The 17,862-nt window shown below is 45.0% G+C and carries 8 protein-coding genes; all 8 read left to right on the top strand.

Annotated elements, in window-relative coordinates; genetic code table 11:
• Positions 1 to 181: 181 nt before the first annotated feature.
• Entirely contained in the window at positions 182 to 9,361 is a 9,180-nt protein-coding gene (locus MSG36_RS00040) for an RTX toxin (RefSeq protein ID WP_248365700.1), read from the top strand.
• Between the two features lie 34 nt (positions 9,362 to 9,395).
• Complete coding sequence (locus MSG36_RS00035; RefSeq protein ID WP_248365699.1) at positions 9,396 to 11,555, top strand: type I secretion system permease/ATPase; 2,160 nt, start codon at positions 9,396 to 9,398, stop codon at positions 11,553 to 11,555.
• Positions 11,548 to 12,873: an HlyD family type I secretion periplasmic adaptor subunit gene (locus MSG36_RS00030; protein WP_061016513.1), complete on the top strand. Its 1,326-nt coding sequence runs from the start codon at positions 11,548 to 11,550 to the stop codon at positions 12,871 to 12,873. The genes MSG36_RS00035 and MSG36_RS00030 overlap by 8 nt, the downstream gene beginning before the upstream one ends.
• Positions 12,874 to 12,907: 34 nt before the next feature.
• Positions 12,908 to 14,221, top strand: a complete 1,314-nt coding sequence (locus MSG36_RS00025; protein WP_248365698.1) for a TolC family outer membrane protein — start codon at positions 12,908 to 12,910, stop codon at positions 14,219 to 14,221.
• Positions 14,221 to 14,859, top strand: a complete 639-nt coding sequence (locus MSG36_RS00020; protein ID WP_248365697.1) for an OmpA family protein — start codon at positions 14,221 to 14,223, stop codon at positions 14,857 to 14,859. Before MSG36_RS00025 ends, MSG36_RS00020 begins: the two co-directional genes overlap by 1 nt.
• Positions 14,859 to 15,803 carry a substrate-binding domain-containing protein gene (locus MSG36_RS00015; RefSeq protein ID WP_248365696.1) on the top strand — a complete coding sequence of 315 codons (945 nt, stop codon included), beginning with the start codon at positions 14,859 to 14,861 and terminating at the stop codon, positions 15,801 to 15,803. Before MSG36_RS00020 ends, MSG36_RS00015 begins: the two co-directional genes overlap by 1 nt.
• A 210-nt stretch (positions 15,804 to 16,013) precedes the next feature.
• Positions 16,014 to 16,601 carry a hypothetical protein gene (locus MSG36_RS00010; RefSeq protein WP_248365695.1) on the top strand — a complete coding sequence of 196 codons (588 nt, stop codon included), beginning with the start codon at positions 16,014 to 16,016 and terminating at the stop codon, positions 16,599 to 16,601.
• A gap of 217 nt (positions 16,602 to 16,818) precedes the next feature.
• On the top strand, positions 16,819 to 17,727 hold the full coding sequence (locus MSG36_RS00005; protein WP_248365694.1) for an aldo/keto reductase family oxidoreductase: 909 nt from the start codon (positions 16,819 to 16,821) through the stop codon (positions 17,725 to 17,727).
• Positions 17,728 to 17,862: the final 135 nt, after the last annotated feature.

The following is a 17,862-nucleotide window of genomic DNA, read 5'->3' as shown; positions in this document are numbered from 1 at the left end:
ATATAACTGAATGCAAGTCACAGCATATCGGTTTACTTTACAGCGTATCAATGGTAATTAATTAACTGTTAATGATTTGTTGTTTGCTAGTATTAATAAGAGATTGTTTGCTGATTTGCGCTGTTTGTATGAAGCTGAAAATCTTCGCCAAATCAGGGTTTTTTGAATGAAGAGGTTTAGGATGGATCCTATTTTATATATCGAAGTTGGCGGGGTAATTTGGCAGGTGTTTCCTGACGGTACTTGGCAGCCATTACCCGCTACGCAAGCGAAGGTCGATGGCGTGCAAGTGGTGAGTATTGAACCTCAAAACTTGGACCAGAATCAACCTCTGACAGAACCACAAATAGAAGCGGTAGAACAACAGTTGGAAAAAGTTGTGACACAGCTTGTAAACAACATTGAAAGCTCGCGAGAACAGCCGAGTGCTTCAAACGACCAACCTAGCGCTAGTGCCTCTTTTATTGCCTATGTCCGATCTACACTAGACGAAACCCTGGCAGAAGCCGGTTTTGATACTCGACCAACAGAATACTTTGAAGACGACGCAACATCGAATGAAGGCAACCTCGACATACTTTTACCGAGTGCCGCGTTAACCGTAGATATTTTAGATGGTGGTGATGGGTACGAAAATCAGTTCGAAGTGCCTTCGGTTACGATAACGGGTACTGCTGTTGATGTTCGAGACGGGCGTACCGTTCTGCTAACGATCACTGACATTAATGGTAATACGGTAACCACAACGGCAATCACAAGCGATGAAACTTATGTAGTAAACGGCGTTGATCTCTCTTCATTAACTGAGGGTGATCTCAAGGTCGATGCGGTGATTGCTGATGAGTTTGGCAATAGCATTGCAGCTAATGACTCAACAATCAAAGACACCCTAGCCACAATCGATGTCGATTTTGATGGTTTTGGTGATGAGTTTTACAACCAGTTCGAAATTGCCAACGGAGCGCTAGTCGGCACCGTTGCCAATGTTGAAGATGGTCAGACGATAAGCATTTCCATTACTGATAGCCAAGGCCTCACCCAAGAATACACAACGACTGTATCGGGTGGTACATGGACTCTCACCCTTCAAGACTATTCAAGTTTTGCGGAAGGGGAGCTGACGGTTGTTGCTAACACCATAGATATCGCCGGAAACCCAACCACAGCGACTGACACCATTGTCAAAGATACGCTTGCGAGTATTACTGCAAGTGTTGATGATGGCGGAGATGGTGTCCTCAACAGTTTCGAAATTCAATCCGCTAAATTTTTCGGTATCGTTCAAAATGTTGAGGATGGCCAAACGGTAAACATCCGTATTTCAGACAGCACCACCAACGTTATCGTGCTGACGGCAACGGTAGTCAATGGCGCTTGGTCTGTGGAAGGTGTGGATTTAACGAGTTTTGCTGACGGTAGTATTACCATCGAGGCTGATACTATTGACATAGCTGGTAACCCAGCTACTGCGGTAAATAGTACAGGGGTCATTGTCATTGATACCGTCTCGCCTGTTATTGATATTGATACGTTAGACGGCTTTAGCATTTTGGCCTTTCGTAGTAGCCAACTTACCACCATGCAGGGTACAACCAATGTTGCAGAAGGGCTCCCAGTTTACATTGAAGTAAGCGATGGGACTCAGACCCTAGTCTTTGAAGGGGTTGTTGATTCTTCGGGTAACTGGGTGGTAGAGAATATTGATATTTCTGCCCTAGATTCGTCTTCGGAATGGACGATCGACGCAAAAGTTTTCAATACAGTAGGCAACCAAGCCATCGATGATATGCCGACGATTATTCTTCCTGAGTCAGTGGTGTTTTCGGAAACTATTGTCGGGATCTTTGGAAGTGAAAGCCAGTCGTCAGATATACGGATTGATTTTGCAGATTTTTCATTTAGCGATGACCAAAATATAGCTGAGTCGTTAACATCTCAAGGTTTGTCAATAACGATTGCTGTATCAGGTGACAAACAAAGCCTAACGGGTACTCGAAGCGATGGGCAAGTAGTGTTCGATGCTGCTATCTCTGGTAATAACGTTAATATCACATTCTATAAGGCGATTGATCAGGAAGCGGGTTTAAATTCTATTCAAACGTCTTTGGTTATTGAAGGTTTGCAAACGGACTCAGATGGTACTACGGAGCTGGTCATCGGCCATTTGCCTATTGTCATTAAAGATTCTGAGCCGCTTATTTTTGATGAATCTTATCAAATGGTCGAGGGGGAAGTAGCATCTGGTAACGTTCTTAATAACGATATAGACCTAGATACTCAACTTACGATAAAAAGTGTTGAAGTTGATGGCATGACTAAGACGATTGTCGGTGGCTCTCCAGTTTCATTTACTACTAGCGAAGGTACTTTGACTGTATTTGCGAATGGTCATTGGAATTTTGTTGCTAATAGAAACCTTGATCATACGGTCAGCCAAAATATTACATTTAATTATGTCGCTGGGGATATCAGCAACGACTTTGGTAGTGGTACAGCTGTTATCAATATTATTGATGGTGCAGGTGGTCAAATTGTAGATGGTAGTACGACAACAATAGAAACAGATGTTGCAGAGGGTATTCAAACGGTAGTCGGTCAGTTCTCCGTCTTAGGAGGTTCTGATAACCCTGATCCAGACTCACTAGTTTTTGATATTAGTACTTTGAATCAACTTGATGCGCTGAATATAACTACGAGTGATATTCTGATACCGCTCTCTTACACCTTGTCAGTTGACGGTAAAGTGATTACAGCACAAGTTGGCGGCGAAACTATTTTTACGCTGACGCTAGCAGCAAGCGCGAGTGGTGATGATGTCTTGGCAGACGTTACCCTAGTGTTGAATAAACCGCTTAACCACGACTTTGTCCGAGATTCACTCACATTATCACTGAACGTTAAAGGGACTGATTTGGATGGTACCGCATTAACTGACGGCAATTTTAAATGGGTAGTCAAAGATGGGGGGAATCCTAGCTTAGATAGTGTGAGCAATGCTGCCGTTGATGAATCTGATCTCTCAAGTGGCGTCACATCAAGCACAGGTGTTTTCAGCCTCAATTTAGGTAGTGATTATGAGGGGGCACTCTTTTTCAATTTAGCAGATCAACCCTTGTTGTTTAGCGGAGGCGAACAGATTGTCTACACTATCTCGCCTAACGGAAACTTACTCACCGGTTACGTTGGTTCTGTAAGTGCAGAGAACGTTGCTTTTACGCTTAGCTTCCCTCAAACCGATAGCCAAGTTGACTCTAATGTCACCTACACATTTGTTCTAAACAAAGGCTTGGATCAAAGCTCTCCTACGGACCAAATTCCATTTGTTGTTACCGCTAGAGATGATGACAACGATGAAACCAAATTAACCCTGAATGTATCAGTGACTGATGGCGGCGAGCCCACGATTGGTTCTGGAATGGTTGAATTGAGTGAAATTCCTGTTGCTGATAGTACTCCATCGGGAGTTGGGTCAACAGCAAACGTGAGCTTAGCCGTTACCGCAGGTAATGACCCGCTGGTTTTCTTAGGTTTGGATGTGACCACGGGCCAAGCTGTTCTTGATAGCGATGGTGTAGCAGTAACCAGCAATGGTGAAGCGCTGACTTGGCGTGATAATGGTAATGGTACCTTTGATGCGGTTCTTGGTAATGGCGATGCTGTTTTCAGAATCAAATTACCAGATAGCTTCAGCCTTGAAGCCAATGGTTCCACAAACGTTGATGTCGTTATTGAGCTCTATCAGTCCGTTGATCATGGCTCTGGTTCTAAAGACACGGAGCTGACGATTCCTGCTTCTATCGTCACCATTGACTCCGATGGTTCGAGAGACACGCAAGCGTCTGATATAAAAATCTATGACGGTAAAGATCCTGAAATCTCGGTGACTGGAAGCATCTCAGTTGATGAAGATGGTTTGTTAGGGGATGGTCAGCAAGTTGGAGTAGAAGATAGCAGCCCATCTTTGGGTATTATTGAGGGCTCTGATGATGTTGTCTCTGTCACTGTTAACACCGCTGCATTTGATGCACTAAGCTACACTAGCGCTGGGAAAGCGATCTCTCTTCAAGCTGTTGATTCTGATGGTTGGTATTACGGGCAAGATACTGACGGCAATAACGTATTTAGGATTCGCTTTAATACTGACGGGACCACTGAATTTGATCTCTATGCGCCACTAGATCATGCATATGGTAATAATGGTGAGAATAACTTAGCTCTTAATTTTGAGTTAGTGGTGAACGATGCGGATGGAGACAGCTCAGATCCTGCTACTTATTCCGTCAACGTAAAAGATGATGTGCCGACTGCTCGAGATGGTTCTATTGAAATGGTTGAGGGTGACAACCTTACTGGGCAATTCTTAACCGAAGAATTCGCAGGCGCCGACGGTGCAGAAATCATTAGCTTCACTTATCGTAATGTCACTTATACGTTTGATAATGCAGGCACGCCAATCACGATCAACCTGATTAATGATTATGATGGTGGGTCGACTTACGGACAGTTTACGCTTTCACCTTATGGTAGCTACCAACTCACTACGAATCCTAACGTAACCACTAATCCAGCTGATCCAAAGATCGTTGATGACATTGATTATTTGGTGCGAGATGCGGATGGCGATGAAGTCACCAGTAACGCAGAGCTCGTATTGGACGATAACGAAGGTTTCATTCGTTATGAAGACTCAGAAACCACGGAAGATAACGATGCAATAATTGTCGTTAGTGTTTCAACCGGTGATATTGACCAAAGTGAAACCGTTACCGCTATCGAGTTCTCCGAAGCATCATTAAATGGCGGTAGCTTGTATCTTGATGGGGTATTGCTTCAAGTTGTTGACGGCAAGGTCACCTTATCTGGAAGCCAACTGACGATGATTGATAGTCAGTTTACGGGGCCGAATGGGCAGTTAACCTATCGCCCTGCGCTTCATGAGTCTAATACTACGTCGACGGTTATTTTGGCAATCAATGCCATCATTAGTACTGACACAGTACCAAAAGAGCTTATCGCTGATATTGCTGTTTCTGTTTTGCCTGTAGCTGACGCACCTGATTGGTCTGATTCGGTCTTCACTTATCAATCAGTGGAAGATGACGCCGACCCTATCAAGCTTGATATTACCGCTCAACTCGTTGACCAAGATTTGTCGGAAACACTAACTTATACGATAAGTGGTATTCCAGATGGTCTGAATATCACCTTGAACGGAAATGCCGTTAAAGAGGGTAAGGAGTACACTCAGAATCAAATCGACAAAATGGAAATCAGAGCTGATGAAAACTTAGCGGGTCGATTTGAATTTGAAATTACTGCGATTGCCACTGAATCGGGAAACTCCTTTGCTGATCCTGCCGATAAAACGGCTGATAATGTTCATACTGTCACCGTAGATATTTCTCCTGATGCGGATAAGCCAATTTTATCTGTTAAAGATTACAAAGGTTTGGAAGATGAGAACATTTTCCTGAAGAACGTAATCAGTGGTGCGCTGACTGATACCGATGGTTCCGAGTCCTTAAGCTATCAAATTGAAGTACAAGACGGTTGGTCAATTCAAGGTGGGTTATTTGATCTAATTGGTCCCAACACATACCTTGTATCCGCTGAAGCGATCGAGAACGGTACTGCTTATCTAATACCAAAAGAAGACATCAGTTCATTTACAGAAGACCTATACATTAAGGTAACGGCCGTCTCTTATGAATCGACGATTGACTCGCTAGCGCCTATTAATGTGACGGCGGTTAGCGACACTAAAACCATCAATATTTTCCTTAAAGGTGTGGTCGATGAGCCGATCGTTGTAGACGGGGGCAACGCACACTGGGAATACGATAGCGATACTAAAGTTGTCAGCAATCAATCGGTGCTTAACGAAGATGGTTTAATTCGACTGGATTTTGTGGTCCAAACTTCGGACGACGATGTTTCAGAAGAGATCAACATACTGCTTACCAACATTCCGGAAGGCACTTTGCTGGTGGACGCATTAGGTAACCCTGTATCGCTGACTATTGCACGAGTTGATAGTGTGACAGGCCCTGTACTTCAAGTCTCAAATGAAGAATTAAGCAACCTCTACCTAAAGCCCGTCGATGATTTTAGTGGTGAACTTGAGTTAACGGTAATCGCGATTTCGACCGAACCCGATGGTGATACTGGCGAGTTCCCAATGACGGTTCGTGTAGAACTGGCTCCGGTTGTTGATCAAAAAGACGGTCAAGTGGTGAGTACTCAAGGGATCGAAGATAGTCAAATAGGCCTTAACCTTGAGCCTTCAGTGAATCAGGATATTGATGGCAGCGAATCCTTGACGGGATATGTCATTGATAGCCTACCTGCAGATCTCACTCTTTATTTCGACGGCAGTATAATTGAAGTTCCTACTTTAGGTTTAGACTTAGAAAGTTTATTGGATAGCACAACGCCAACTCTGGCTGAGCTTTTAAACAGTGGGAGATTGTCAGTAACTGCAACGGAAGATTTGAGTGGTACCTTCTCAATACCAATTACCTATCAAGTTACCGACACCTCTCCAACGGGTGCAACTGCTGTTAAAGACATTGCAGGCTCCATTAGTGTGACCGTAGATGCTCGTGTCGAACTAGATACTCGATTAGAAGGTTCTACAGAGCTGTTACAGAGTACAGATGGCTCGCCTGTTGATATATCTAACGCCGTGACGTTCGTCGACGCGGATATCGATGGCTCAGAGTACCTCGATTATATTTTGATCGAGATTCCAGACGGCTATTCGTTGATTGTTGAGCACCCTAATGGTGCCGCTCAAGATAGCTCGGGGAACTGGATCATATCGGCGGATGGGCTAACGAGTGACTCTTTCCAAGAGCTTGCTGCGTACATTTTAGACAATGCGACGATTTCCAGTCCAAGTGATACTCCGGTACTGGATATTGTGGTTCGTGCTCGTGTGATTGATGGCGAAGATGCGAGATATATTGATGCGACTTTCCCGCTGCAAATTATTGGTCATGATGGCGGTGGCGGCAGTTGTGATCCTGTTGGTCCACCAAGCCCGATTCAACCCGATGGCGAAATTAAAACACCTGAAGGGGAAGATATTGATCTTACTGGTTTGTTAGACACCGATGTTGGCAGTGATCCAGACAATGAAATCTCTTTTTATATTCCTGCCGATTCACTTCCTGAAGGTGTTGAGATCTCCGGTGATGGTGTGATTGCTGAATACGATGCTTCTGGTGAGATCGTCGGTTATTCAATTACTGCAGATGGACTCTCGAAACTAACGTTAACGGGCTTAGATGAAGACTTTGCTGGCTGTATCAACTTTACGATTGAAACCATTGAGACCTCTCCTTGTAACGGAGATACCGTCACAACAGACCAAACCATCAGTATTCAAGTTCTACCCGTTGTGGATGACATTACGGTCGTGACTGACACTACAACCATTCAAGAAGACACCGCGACAGACCTTAATCTTGAGTTAGTCCTTGGTGACAGTGTTGAAACTGGGCAGTTAATAACAGGTGAAGGTAACAGCGCGACTGGTAAAGAAACCGTTAACTCTCTAACGGTGAGCATTTCGAATGGAGCAACCTTGTCTGAAACTCCAACAGACACCGGGCTGTTAGTTGACAATGGCGATGGCACTTGGACGGTCACAGACCCTAGCCGATTGAGTGACGTGTTAGTTACGCCACCTGAGCATTACAGTGGCGAAATCATCTTAACAGTAACCGCCAATATTACCGATGAAGCGGATTGTGTGACTGAAACGGATACGCAAGATAAAACGACCGTGGTGACTATCACCGTTGAACCTGTTGCTGATGCGGCGAACTTGGTAACAGAGGATATAGTAGGTGACGAAGATAACTACATTTCATTGTCATCACTGAGCGCGGAGTTGATTGACCAAGATGGCTCTGAAAATATGTCCTTGGCATTGAAAGGCGTGCCTGAAGGTGCGGTTGTTGCGATAAAGGTGGGCGACAGCTACCAATTAGTTCCTAACAATGGCGTCGATGGAGGGACCTTTGATGGTAACCCTACTTACGAGTGGCAACTGGATCCAAGTCAGCTTGCTAACTTAGTTATTTTGCCTCCGCGAGACTTTAGTGGTGACATTAATCTGTCTCTAGAGGCGATTACTCAAGAAGTTGGTACGACGGATATCCGTTATACCCAATCTGAATTTACTGTAGGTGTTAACCCTATAGGTGACAAGGTTGAGTTCTTCGACTTGCCAGAGCAACTATCTGGTAGTGAGGATGACGGCATTGTTATACCGCTCGATGCCAATAGTTTTGAGACTAATAGTGATGAATTCTTATCAATTACGGTAACGGTGAATTCGACTTCGGATCCTTCAGGTTTAGTTGGGCTAGATCGAATTCGAATTGGCTCTGAAACCAGTTCTTTTATCCGTGTTGGTGATATTGTGCAGGCGACGATTCTCGTTAAAGCAAGCTCTGTTGATGAGCTCGAATTCTTTGCGGGCGACGCATTTGGTAACCTCGATATTACGATCACTGGTCAAACTGTCGACCAAAATACGGTGCTTGGTGACTTGGCCACAGATATTGGTGATCCAAGTTCACAAGATATGACCTTGGTTATCACACCAGAACCTGACGCTCCGTTACTGAGCGTTGAATATCCATCAATAGTCGCGGAAGCAAGCGGCACGATTCCTCTAGGCTTAGATCTTGCTTTGGTTAACCCTGCTGATTCAGAGGAAGGTTTTATCACCATCTATGACATCCCCGCAGGTTTGACCTTCTCACATGGTTCGACGGTCGGCGGACAATACGTGGTGGACTTAGCAGATGTGCCTAACCTAGCGATAACAGGAGGCTACAACAGTGGTGATCAATTTGACCTAACGATAGAGCCGTCTGCAGAGATAGGCAATAACCAAGCGGTCGGGTTACCCCAAACCGTATCGATTGAGTTTGTCGCTGAAGGAGATTCTACGATTACCGCGACAGACGATAACGATCTGCTGATTGGCGGTACAGGCTCTGACAATTTTGTGTTTGAATCATCAGGTTTGGGCAGCGCTGAGGCACCAAGCTACGATGTGGTTCAAGACTTTGATGCGTCACCGGACACGGATGCGATTGATTTGTCAGGGATTCTAGGAGGCTTAGGCATAGCGACTGGTATCGGTGCAACACAATACCTCGATCTAGAAGAATCAGTGGAAGGCGTAACGATATCTATCAAGACCAATGGAGACGATGACGTTCAGCAAAATATTTTGCTCGCCGATGTTACATATGATGACTTGTACCAAGGTGATAGCAGTAGTGCATTAGAAGCACAGATTCTACAAAAAATGATAGAAGACAATAATTTAACGCTGTAAGTTAGATGTACAGTCTATAAAAGGAAGTTTTAGATTGGTAGAACAAAAAGACAGCTGGCTAGGTTGTGTGGAGTGGTTATGTGAGCATTTTAATGTTCGTAGCCACTCGTCCAAAATAGTGTCTGGCCTTCCTTTAGATGAAGGAAGGCTTAATGAGTCCCTTTTTCCAAGAGCGATTGAGAAATCGGGTTTAACTCTGAGCCACGTAAAAAAAGAATTACTGACTCAATGTCAGTTTCCTGTTGTTGCTGTTAACTCTGCGACAGGGACTCCTGTTGTCGTTACCCAAGGCTCCGGAGATGACTTTGATGTCTTGGATTGTGAAACGAATTCAAGCCAGCAAACCTCGTTAAAAGAGCTGGTCGCTCAAGTCGAACCCTATGTTTGGCAAGTCGGTGCACAAGCTCTGGACGATGCTCGTGTTCAATCTCACGAACGCAGTGATAGTAAATCGAACACGCGCTGGTTGTGGCGTGTGGTCAAAGAAGTGAAACCTTGGTATCGAGACCTGTTTATCGCTTCGTTCTTGATCAACGTACTGGCGTTGGCGGTTCCACTTTTTACTATGAATGTGTACGACCGTGTGGTACCAAACCAAGCGTTTAATACGCTGTGGGTGTTGGCGGCAGGTGTAGGTATTGTCGTTATATTTGATTGGGTGTTGAGAAGCTCACGAAGCTCTGTGACTGACATGGCCGGGCGCTATATTGATAACAAGCTATCTTCCCAATTGTTCTCTAAAGTCCTTGGCATGAAGCTAGAAAACCGACCACAATCGGTGGGCGCCTTCGCAAGGCAGCTTCAAGATTTCGACAGCGTAAAAGATTTCTTCACTTCCATCTCTTTAGTGACCTTAGTCGATCTACCGTTCACCTTACTGTTCCTTTTGCTTATCGGCTGGCTCGGTGGCGCGATGATGTTTATTCCTGTTGCCATCATGCTGGTGCTGATCGTGCTTAGCATTGCGATGAAAGGCAAGGTGGAAAAAACATTCGATGAAACCGCACGTTTGTCGACACAAAGACAAGCACAGCTGTTTGATTGTTTAACAACGCTTCCTGATATCAAGCAGAATAACGCTGAAGGTATTACTCAAAAACGCTGGGAACAGACGATTTCGTCGCTCTCTCAATGGCAGACTCAATCTCGTCACTACTCCAATATCGTGACGCACTCTATTCAATCGAGTCAGCAGATCGTCACCATCACTTTGATTATCTTCGGTGTGTATCAGATCTCTGAAGGCCTACTCAGCATGGGTGGGTTAATTGCAGTGGTGATGCTGAGTGGGCGAGCCGCGAGTTCAGTGAATCAGCTTTCCCTTCTATTACTGAGGTTTCAACAAACCCGTTCGGCAGTCGAAGGCTTGAATCAGATAATGGAACTGCCTCAGGAAGAGTCGAAACATCAGGTGATAGACAAGGGGGATTTTGACGGTGGGGTAAGGCTTGATGAAGTGACGTTCACTTACCCAGAAACTCAAAGCCCTACATTGAAGGATATCTCACTGGAGATAAAGCCGGGTGAACGAGTTGGTCTTGTTGGTGCGGCAGGCGCGGGCAAAACAACCCTACTATCGGTTGTTGCTCGCCAGTATATGCCAACAACAGGACAAGCTTTCTATCAAGAGATTGATGGGCAATTATGGCCAACCAGTGTTCTGCGTAGTGGCATGGGTTGGGTGGGGCAAACCACCAATCTTATTTTTGGCAGTGTTTACGACAACGTTACGCTTGGTGCGACCAACGTTGATGAAGAAAAGCTAAGACAAGCACTTCAACAGTCGGGTTTGAATGGTTACATGGGGCGCTTAAGCAATGGCCTTGAAACACCTGTCGGTGAGGGTGGTCGGTTACTTTCTGGTGGTCAGCGTCAAGCCGTTGCCATCGCGAGAGCTCTGTATCGCTGTCCAAAGTTATTGATCATGGATGAGCCAACCAGCGCGCTAGATAATCAGGCTGAGATACAGTTCTTCAATGCACTTCAAAGTATGCCAAGAGAAACTTCGATGCTGATCAGTTCGCACAAATCTTCGTTCTTGATGATGTGTGATCGAGTGATTGTGTTGGACAAAGGTCAGATCGTGGCGGAAGGTGAGCCAAAAGATATCCTCTCTCTACAGAAGAAAAGTGTACCCAAAGGGGCGAGTCGATTTAAGACTGTTTCAGTGGTGAAGGGAGGCCGTCATGAGTAACGATATTCAATGGACCAACAACCACTTAGCATTCCGCTCTCGAAAGCTGATTTGGCTAAGTGCATTATTAATTGTGTCGATCATTGGCTGGGCGACGTGGGCAACTCTCGAAGAAGTCGTGATCGGTGAAGGCAAAGTCGTTCCAAGCCTTTCGGTGCAAACTATTCAGAGCTTAGAAGGCGGGCTGGTTCAAGAGATCATGGTGCGACAAGGCCAATCTGTTGTGAAAGGGCAACCTCTCGCTAAGTTAGAAGACACACGCTTTAAGGCGGCGTTTTTAGAGTCGGCTCAACAAGCGGATACCTTGCTTGCTCAGCAATTAAGATTAAAGGCGGAGCTGTCGACGGTCGTTTTAAATAACGCTGCAGAAGAGTGGTATGAGCGAGTAGTCTTAGTACCGCAAAATATCATTGTTGATGTATCAAGCCACCCTGCGTTAATGAATGCTAAGGCGAACTATCGAGAGCGTTTAGGACAGTTGAAATCTGAACTGGAAGAGGCGGCACTTCGTATCGAGCAACAAGACCAGGCTCGAGTCGATACGCTCAATAATATTCAGACGTTAGAGAGCAGCCTAGATATCGTAATTCGAGAGCGCAACATGTTGAAAGACGTGGTGGCGAGTGGTGCCGTAGCAGAAGTTGAACTGCTGAAACTGAACCGTGATGTGGTCAAACTCAAAGGTGATATTGCTAGCTCAAAAGTGGCAGCGCAGAAGCAGATAGCCGCCTACTCAGAGTCGATAGCGGATCATCGAAGCATTGCCTTAGATTTTCGTACCAAAGTGCAAGGTCAGTTGAATGAAGTGGCGAGCAAGATAGCACAGCTGAACGAAAGCCAGCAGGCGATTGCCGACCAACTCAAGCGTACCGAAATTGTTGCGCCCGTTGATGGCACAGTCAAAGAGATCTTTGTGCGTACCATTGGTGGCGTTGTTCGTCCCGGCGAGCCGATCATTGAGATTATCCCATCAAACAGTGACCTGATTGTTGAAGCGAGAATCTCTCCACAAGATATTGCGTTTGTTCATAACGGGTTAGGTGCAACAGTGAAATTCACGGCCTACGATTTCGTCATTTATGGCGGACTTAAAGGCGAGGTGATTTACGTGAGTGCCGACGCCTTACAAACGGAAGACGGAAACGCCTATTATCGCGCCCATATTCAGTTAAACGAAGACCAGCAACAAAACTCTGCCTTTAGCATTATCCCAGGGATGCAAGTCGCGGTTGATATATTAACCGGAGAGAAAACAGTATTGAGTTATTGGTTAAAACCTATTTTACGAGCTAAGGAAAACTCACTTCGCGAACGATGAAGTGGGTTAAAGCATAAATATAAAAGGAAGTGTAATGCATTCAAAATTCTTACTCTCTTCTTGCTTGCTAATGAGTGGGCTGTCTCAAGCAGCTTCATTAGAAGAGTCCGTGGCCTTTGCCATCGACTATAGCCCAGAGATATTGGCGCAATACTCCCGATACCAATCGGTGGTCAGAGACGGAGACGCGGCGAGTGGTTTGTATATGCCACAAGTGAACTTGTACGCGGCGGCAGGCTATGAAGAGACGCGCTATAACAGTGGTAGTAAACTCGACACCGATGATCGAGGTCTAACGAGAACGGAAATTGGCGTTAAAGTATCCCAGTTACTATTTGATGGTTTTAAAACCACATCGAATGTCGATCGACTGACGTTCGAAGCGGAAGCTGAGCGTCTAACTCTGATTTCTCGCGCTGAAAACGTATCGTTAGATGTGGTGAGAAATTACCTCGATATTCTTAAGGCAGAGACGTTACTTGAACTGTCTAAGCGTAATGTAAAAGAGCACCAAGAGATCTATCAAGATATCCAAGATAAAAAGAGCAAAGGCTTGAGTAGCAACTCTGATCTGGCTCAGATCTCCGCCCGTGTCGCGACCGCGCAGTCTTCACTTATCGCCGCTCAGAACAACCTGTTTGATTTGCAAACTCAGTATCTACGCTTGGTTGGCAAACCTGCGGTGAACTTGGTATATCCACGTTTTGATTACGCCTTGTTACCAAGCTCTTCTCAAGTCGCCCTAGAACAGGCTGTCGAGAACCACCCTGAAATCAAAGCCTCTTTACTTGATATCGATGCGGCTCGTAAAGAGATGCACCGCGAGAAGGGGGATTACTACCCAGAGCTAAAACTTGAGCTTCATGCGAACAAGAATGACAACGTATCTAACCCACCAGGCGGTGTCGATGAAGACGCTCGACTGATGTTGACGATGGATTATGACCTGTTTAATGGCTTCTCTACCGACTCTAGAGTTGAATCGTCAGCTTGGCGAGTGGAAGAAGCAAGGGCGATCCGATTACGAACAGAGCGTGAGGTTAGAGAAGGTACACAATTGGCTTGGAACGCATACAAGATGCTAGAGCAGCAGAAATCGTTACTTCAACAGAACGTTGATGCAGCGAAAATTGCAGAGCTTGGCTATATCCAGCAATTCAATGTTGGCAGACGAAGCCTTCTTGATGTACTTGATGCAAAAGTTGAAGTGTTCTTGGCTCGAAGAAACTTCATCAGCACTGAATATGATCAAACGTTAGCGGCTTATCGAGTATTAAATGCGATGGGTATGTTGACGTATGCGTTGAGGATTGAACATCCAGAAGAGTGGCAAGGGGAGGATAAGTAATGAGACATTTTAAACTAGCGCTACTTAGCTCTATCTTGCTAATGGGATGTGCAGAAACGCCTGATACGACGATGACGCGCCATCAAATTGATGACTTAGCCGATAATGACCGAGACGGTGTGATTAACCAGCGAGATCTATGTGCCGATACGCCAGAAGGTGTAACGGTAGACATTAAAGGGTGTGCCAATTGGAAAATTGTCGAAGATGTTGAAGTATTAAGTGTGGCATTTGATTTTGATAAGTATGACCTTAAACCTGATCATACCGTTGTATTAAATGAGCTGGTGCGTTTACTAGGAGAGCAGCCTGATGCTTCGGTTACCTTGGTCGGAGATACCAGTGCTGAAGGTACAAACGTGTATAACAAGGCATTAGCTAAGAAAAGAACTGGCGTGATTCGAGACGCATTGATTGATAGAGGAATCAATGGTGAGCGAATCTTTGAACAAGAGTTTACTCAGATAACCAGCTTAACTCAGCATCTTCACAAGCGTAAGCGTAGAACGATTGCGGTGATTAAGACAGAGAGCATGGAAGTGAATCCATCTTGGAACATCTTCACTTCAGAAATGCAGCTCGATAGTAATAGCGATGTTGAGTCTAAAACGTCGATTGATCCATTAGGAGGCCAGTAATGAAATGTCTAGCTAATAAATCGGGCTTGCTGCTTGCTGCTGTACCTGCGTTGTTCTCTGTATCGACGTTTGCGAATGACGCCACTGACATGGGTTTGGTCGCGATTGAGCCGAATATGCAGGGGCTTGTTGAAGACTTGCTTAAAAGCCAAGAGATCGACTTAGAAATCTTGTTGAGTGACAGCGTCCCAGAGCAAATGATTATGCAGCGCTCGCGTGTTGGTATCACTTCCAAAAAGTGGACTGACAAAGAGATGGCAAGGTTTGATATGCGTTACGGTTATAGGCCTACAGAGTTGATGTTCACTGCCGATGTCATAGCGATTCTAGCCAATGAAAATAACCCAGCAACATCAATCACCGTCGCTGAATTAATTGATGTGTTTGGTTGTTCTAACGATCCTAAACATCCCAAATGGTCACCAAGCAGTGATATTCGTAACGGTGAAAGCCTAGATACTCATATGTTGCCCTTTGCCATTGATCACAACCTGAAAGGACATACTACTTTTTCAAGTTGGGTCGAATGTGGAACGGAAGGCGAATATGCCCATACTCAGTTCTTAGCGGATCTGCCTGATCTGATTAATAAGATTGAAGACGAAGATGCAGCTATTGGGTACACCGTTTACTCAGATCAAATTTCAGACGTGAAATGGTTGAGCGTTGTTGATAACTTAGGTGTGAACTACGATCTAAACAAGGAAACGATCCTCTCTGGTCGTTACCCGTTAGCAACGGTTTATTACATGTACTTGAATATTCCAGCGCATCGCAAAGGCTTTACGGAACAAGAGGAGTTCTTTGTTGGGCTTACCTTGTCACAAGATCATCAAGGCGTGTTGAACCAATACGGCTTCATCAGTTTACCGCCAGAAGCTATTCAACGTAACAAAGTGAGATTGTCTCTTGAAGAGCCTGCGATTGAAGGTGGCTATAAGTAATGAGTACGATGTATTGTAACTGTTGTGGGAGAGTGATATCCTCTCTTTCGTAATGGTTCTCAACGTGACGGATTACGTTATTCGGTGATGAATTTATCTAGCGGGCATGTATGCCCGTTTTTTTTCGCCTAAAATTTGCGACTCGAGCGGTTGTTTGTCGATTGGTCACGTATAATGGACACTTCATATAGCGCTAAATAAGCCCAGTCGATGAAAATCTTTCAAGTTCTAATCTTGCCTCTAATGCTGTTCCTCAATGCTATTTCATTTTCAGCGCAAGCAACCGAAAGCTGGTGGCTAAGAACAGTATTTAACAGCAGCCCAAGTCAGCCGAATTCTCAAAACTATATTGACGATATCGAGTTGATGGATTGTGGTGAGATCGAAGGTACTCTGTTGTGCAGTGACTTAACCCAATATTACGATCTGGATGTGTATGTTGAACTGGAGTTGGGCGACTCAAGCGTCGAAACAGTTCGCTTAAACCTGCCATATTCGGACCTAAGTTACACAAAGCTTCAGGCATACCTTCGCCAAGATGGCTTTGCTCTCAGTTCAATTCGTATTGGTGAAGATGAATTCGATGTTACTGCTCAACTCGAACAAGCTCGAAATGAAGGTGTTGGTTTCGATAAGGTGGATAAACAACTGGTCGAATTCATCAACGCGCCTCACGGTTCAGCAGAGCAACTGAGTGTATGGAATGTGCCTAGCTTATCTTCTTCTAGATCTGCTTCTCCTTGGATCCAGTTACAGAGTGATGGTGACAACTTAACGGTTGAACTTAATCGTTTTTAATTGCTCAAATTTATAGATAGTTTCGTTATTTATTAGGCTAAACAAGCCTTTCAGGAGAACGGCTCGCGGGCAGACAGCAAGTTATAATTCATTTAAGTGTTCGTTTTTCTGCGGCTCTCACATTTTTAATAAGCGTTTACCTTTGCCATTTGTTATACGTTGAGCCTTCGGTAAAACGAGCTTAGGATACGTTCAGTATTGATAAAGGAGACAACCCATGGTTGCAAGAGTAACGATAGCGCCACAAGGCCCAGAACTTTCTGAGTTGGTGCAAGGATACTGGCGTACAGCAGAGTGGGGCATGACCCCGCAACAACGCCTGACTTTCCTGAAGCAACATATTGATCTTGGCATCACAACTGTTGATCACGCGGATATTTACGGTAACTACCAATGTGAAAAGTTGTTTGGTGAGGCGTTAGCGCTTGAACCAAGCCTTCGTGATGATATTCAAATCGTCACCAAGTGCGATATCAACCTATGTGGTGACCACACTCCAGATCGCAAGATCAATCACTATGACACCAGCGCGCAGCATATTTACCAATCAGTAAATAACTCATTAGAGCGCTTAGGTGTTAACGATATCGATGTATTGTTGATTCACCGCCCAGACGTGTTAATGGATGCTGATGAAGTAGCAGAAGCGTTCGCAGAGCTACACAAAGTAGGTAAAGTTAAGCACTTCGGTGTTTCTAACTTTTCACCGCGTCAGTTCGAACTGCTTCAATCTCGACTCGGTAAGCCGTTAGTGACCAACCAAGTTGAAATCAACCCATTGAACTTTGAAGTGGCTCATGATGGCACGCTAGATCAACTGCAGATGAACCGCATTCGCCCGATGGCATGGTCTTGTCTCGGTGGTGGTAGCATCTTCAGTGGCGATTCCGCGCAAGCAATTCGTGTTCGTGATGAGCTAGAGGCGATTCGTCAAGAAGTGGGTGCAGACAGCATTGATCAAGTGATTTACGCTTGGGTTCGTCGTTTACCATCGAATCCAATTGCAATTATTGGTTCAGGTAAGGTTGAGCGTGTGAAGACTGCGGTTGATGCACTGAAAATCGAGCTGACGCGCGAACAGTGGTATCGCGTATGGGTTGCATCTAAAGGTCACGGTGTGCCATAGAAAGCAATTCGTATAGAAGTTAAAGCCAGCTAACAAAGCTGGCTTTTTTGTATTTTTCTGTCCCGTCCTGAAATGTGTTTACACATTGAGGACGAATTATGACTACTTCAAATAATACCTACATTAAGCGCACTC

It is taken from the genome of Vibrio sp. 1CM8B (assembly GCF_023161685.1).
Classification (GTDB): domain Bacteria; phylum Pseudomonadota; class Gammaproteobacteria; order Enterobacterales; family Vibrionaceae; genus Vibrio; species Vibrio coralliirubri.
The sequence above is the reverse complement of the archived record's forward strand: the minus strand, read 5'-3'. Positions and strand labels throughout refer to the sequence as shown.

Coding starts and splice junctions, on each gene's coding strand:
- MSG36_RS00020 (WP_248365697.1), top strand. CDS start 14,221: ATGAGACATTTTAAACTAGCGCTACTTAGCTCTATCTTGCTAATGGGA.
- MSG36_RS00010 (WP_248365695.1), top strand. CDS start 16,014: ATGAAAATCTTTCAAGTTCTAATCTTGCCTCTAATGCTGTTCCTCAAT.
- MSG36_RS00015 (WP_248365696.1), top strand. CDS start 14,859: ATGAAATGTCTAGCTAATAAATCGGGCTTGCTGCTTGCTGCTGTACCT.
- MSG36_RS00005 (WP_248365694.1), top strand. CDS start 16,819: ATGGTTGCAAGAGTAACGATAGCGCCACAAGGCCCAGAACTTTCTGAG.
- MSG36_RS00030 (WP_061016513.1), top strand. CDS start 11,548: ATGAGTAACGATATTCAATGGACCAACAACCACTTAGCATTCCGCTCT.
- MSG36_RS00040 (WP_248365700.1), top strand. CDS start 182: ATGGATCCTATTTTATATATCGAAGTTGGCGGGGTAATTTGGCAGGTG.
- MSG36_RS00025 (WP_248365698.1), top strand. CDS start 12,908: ATGCATTCAAAATTCTTACTCTCTTCTTGCTTGCTAATGAGTGGGCTG.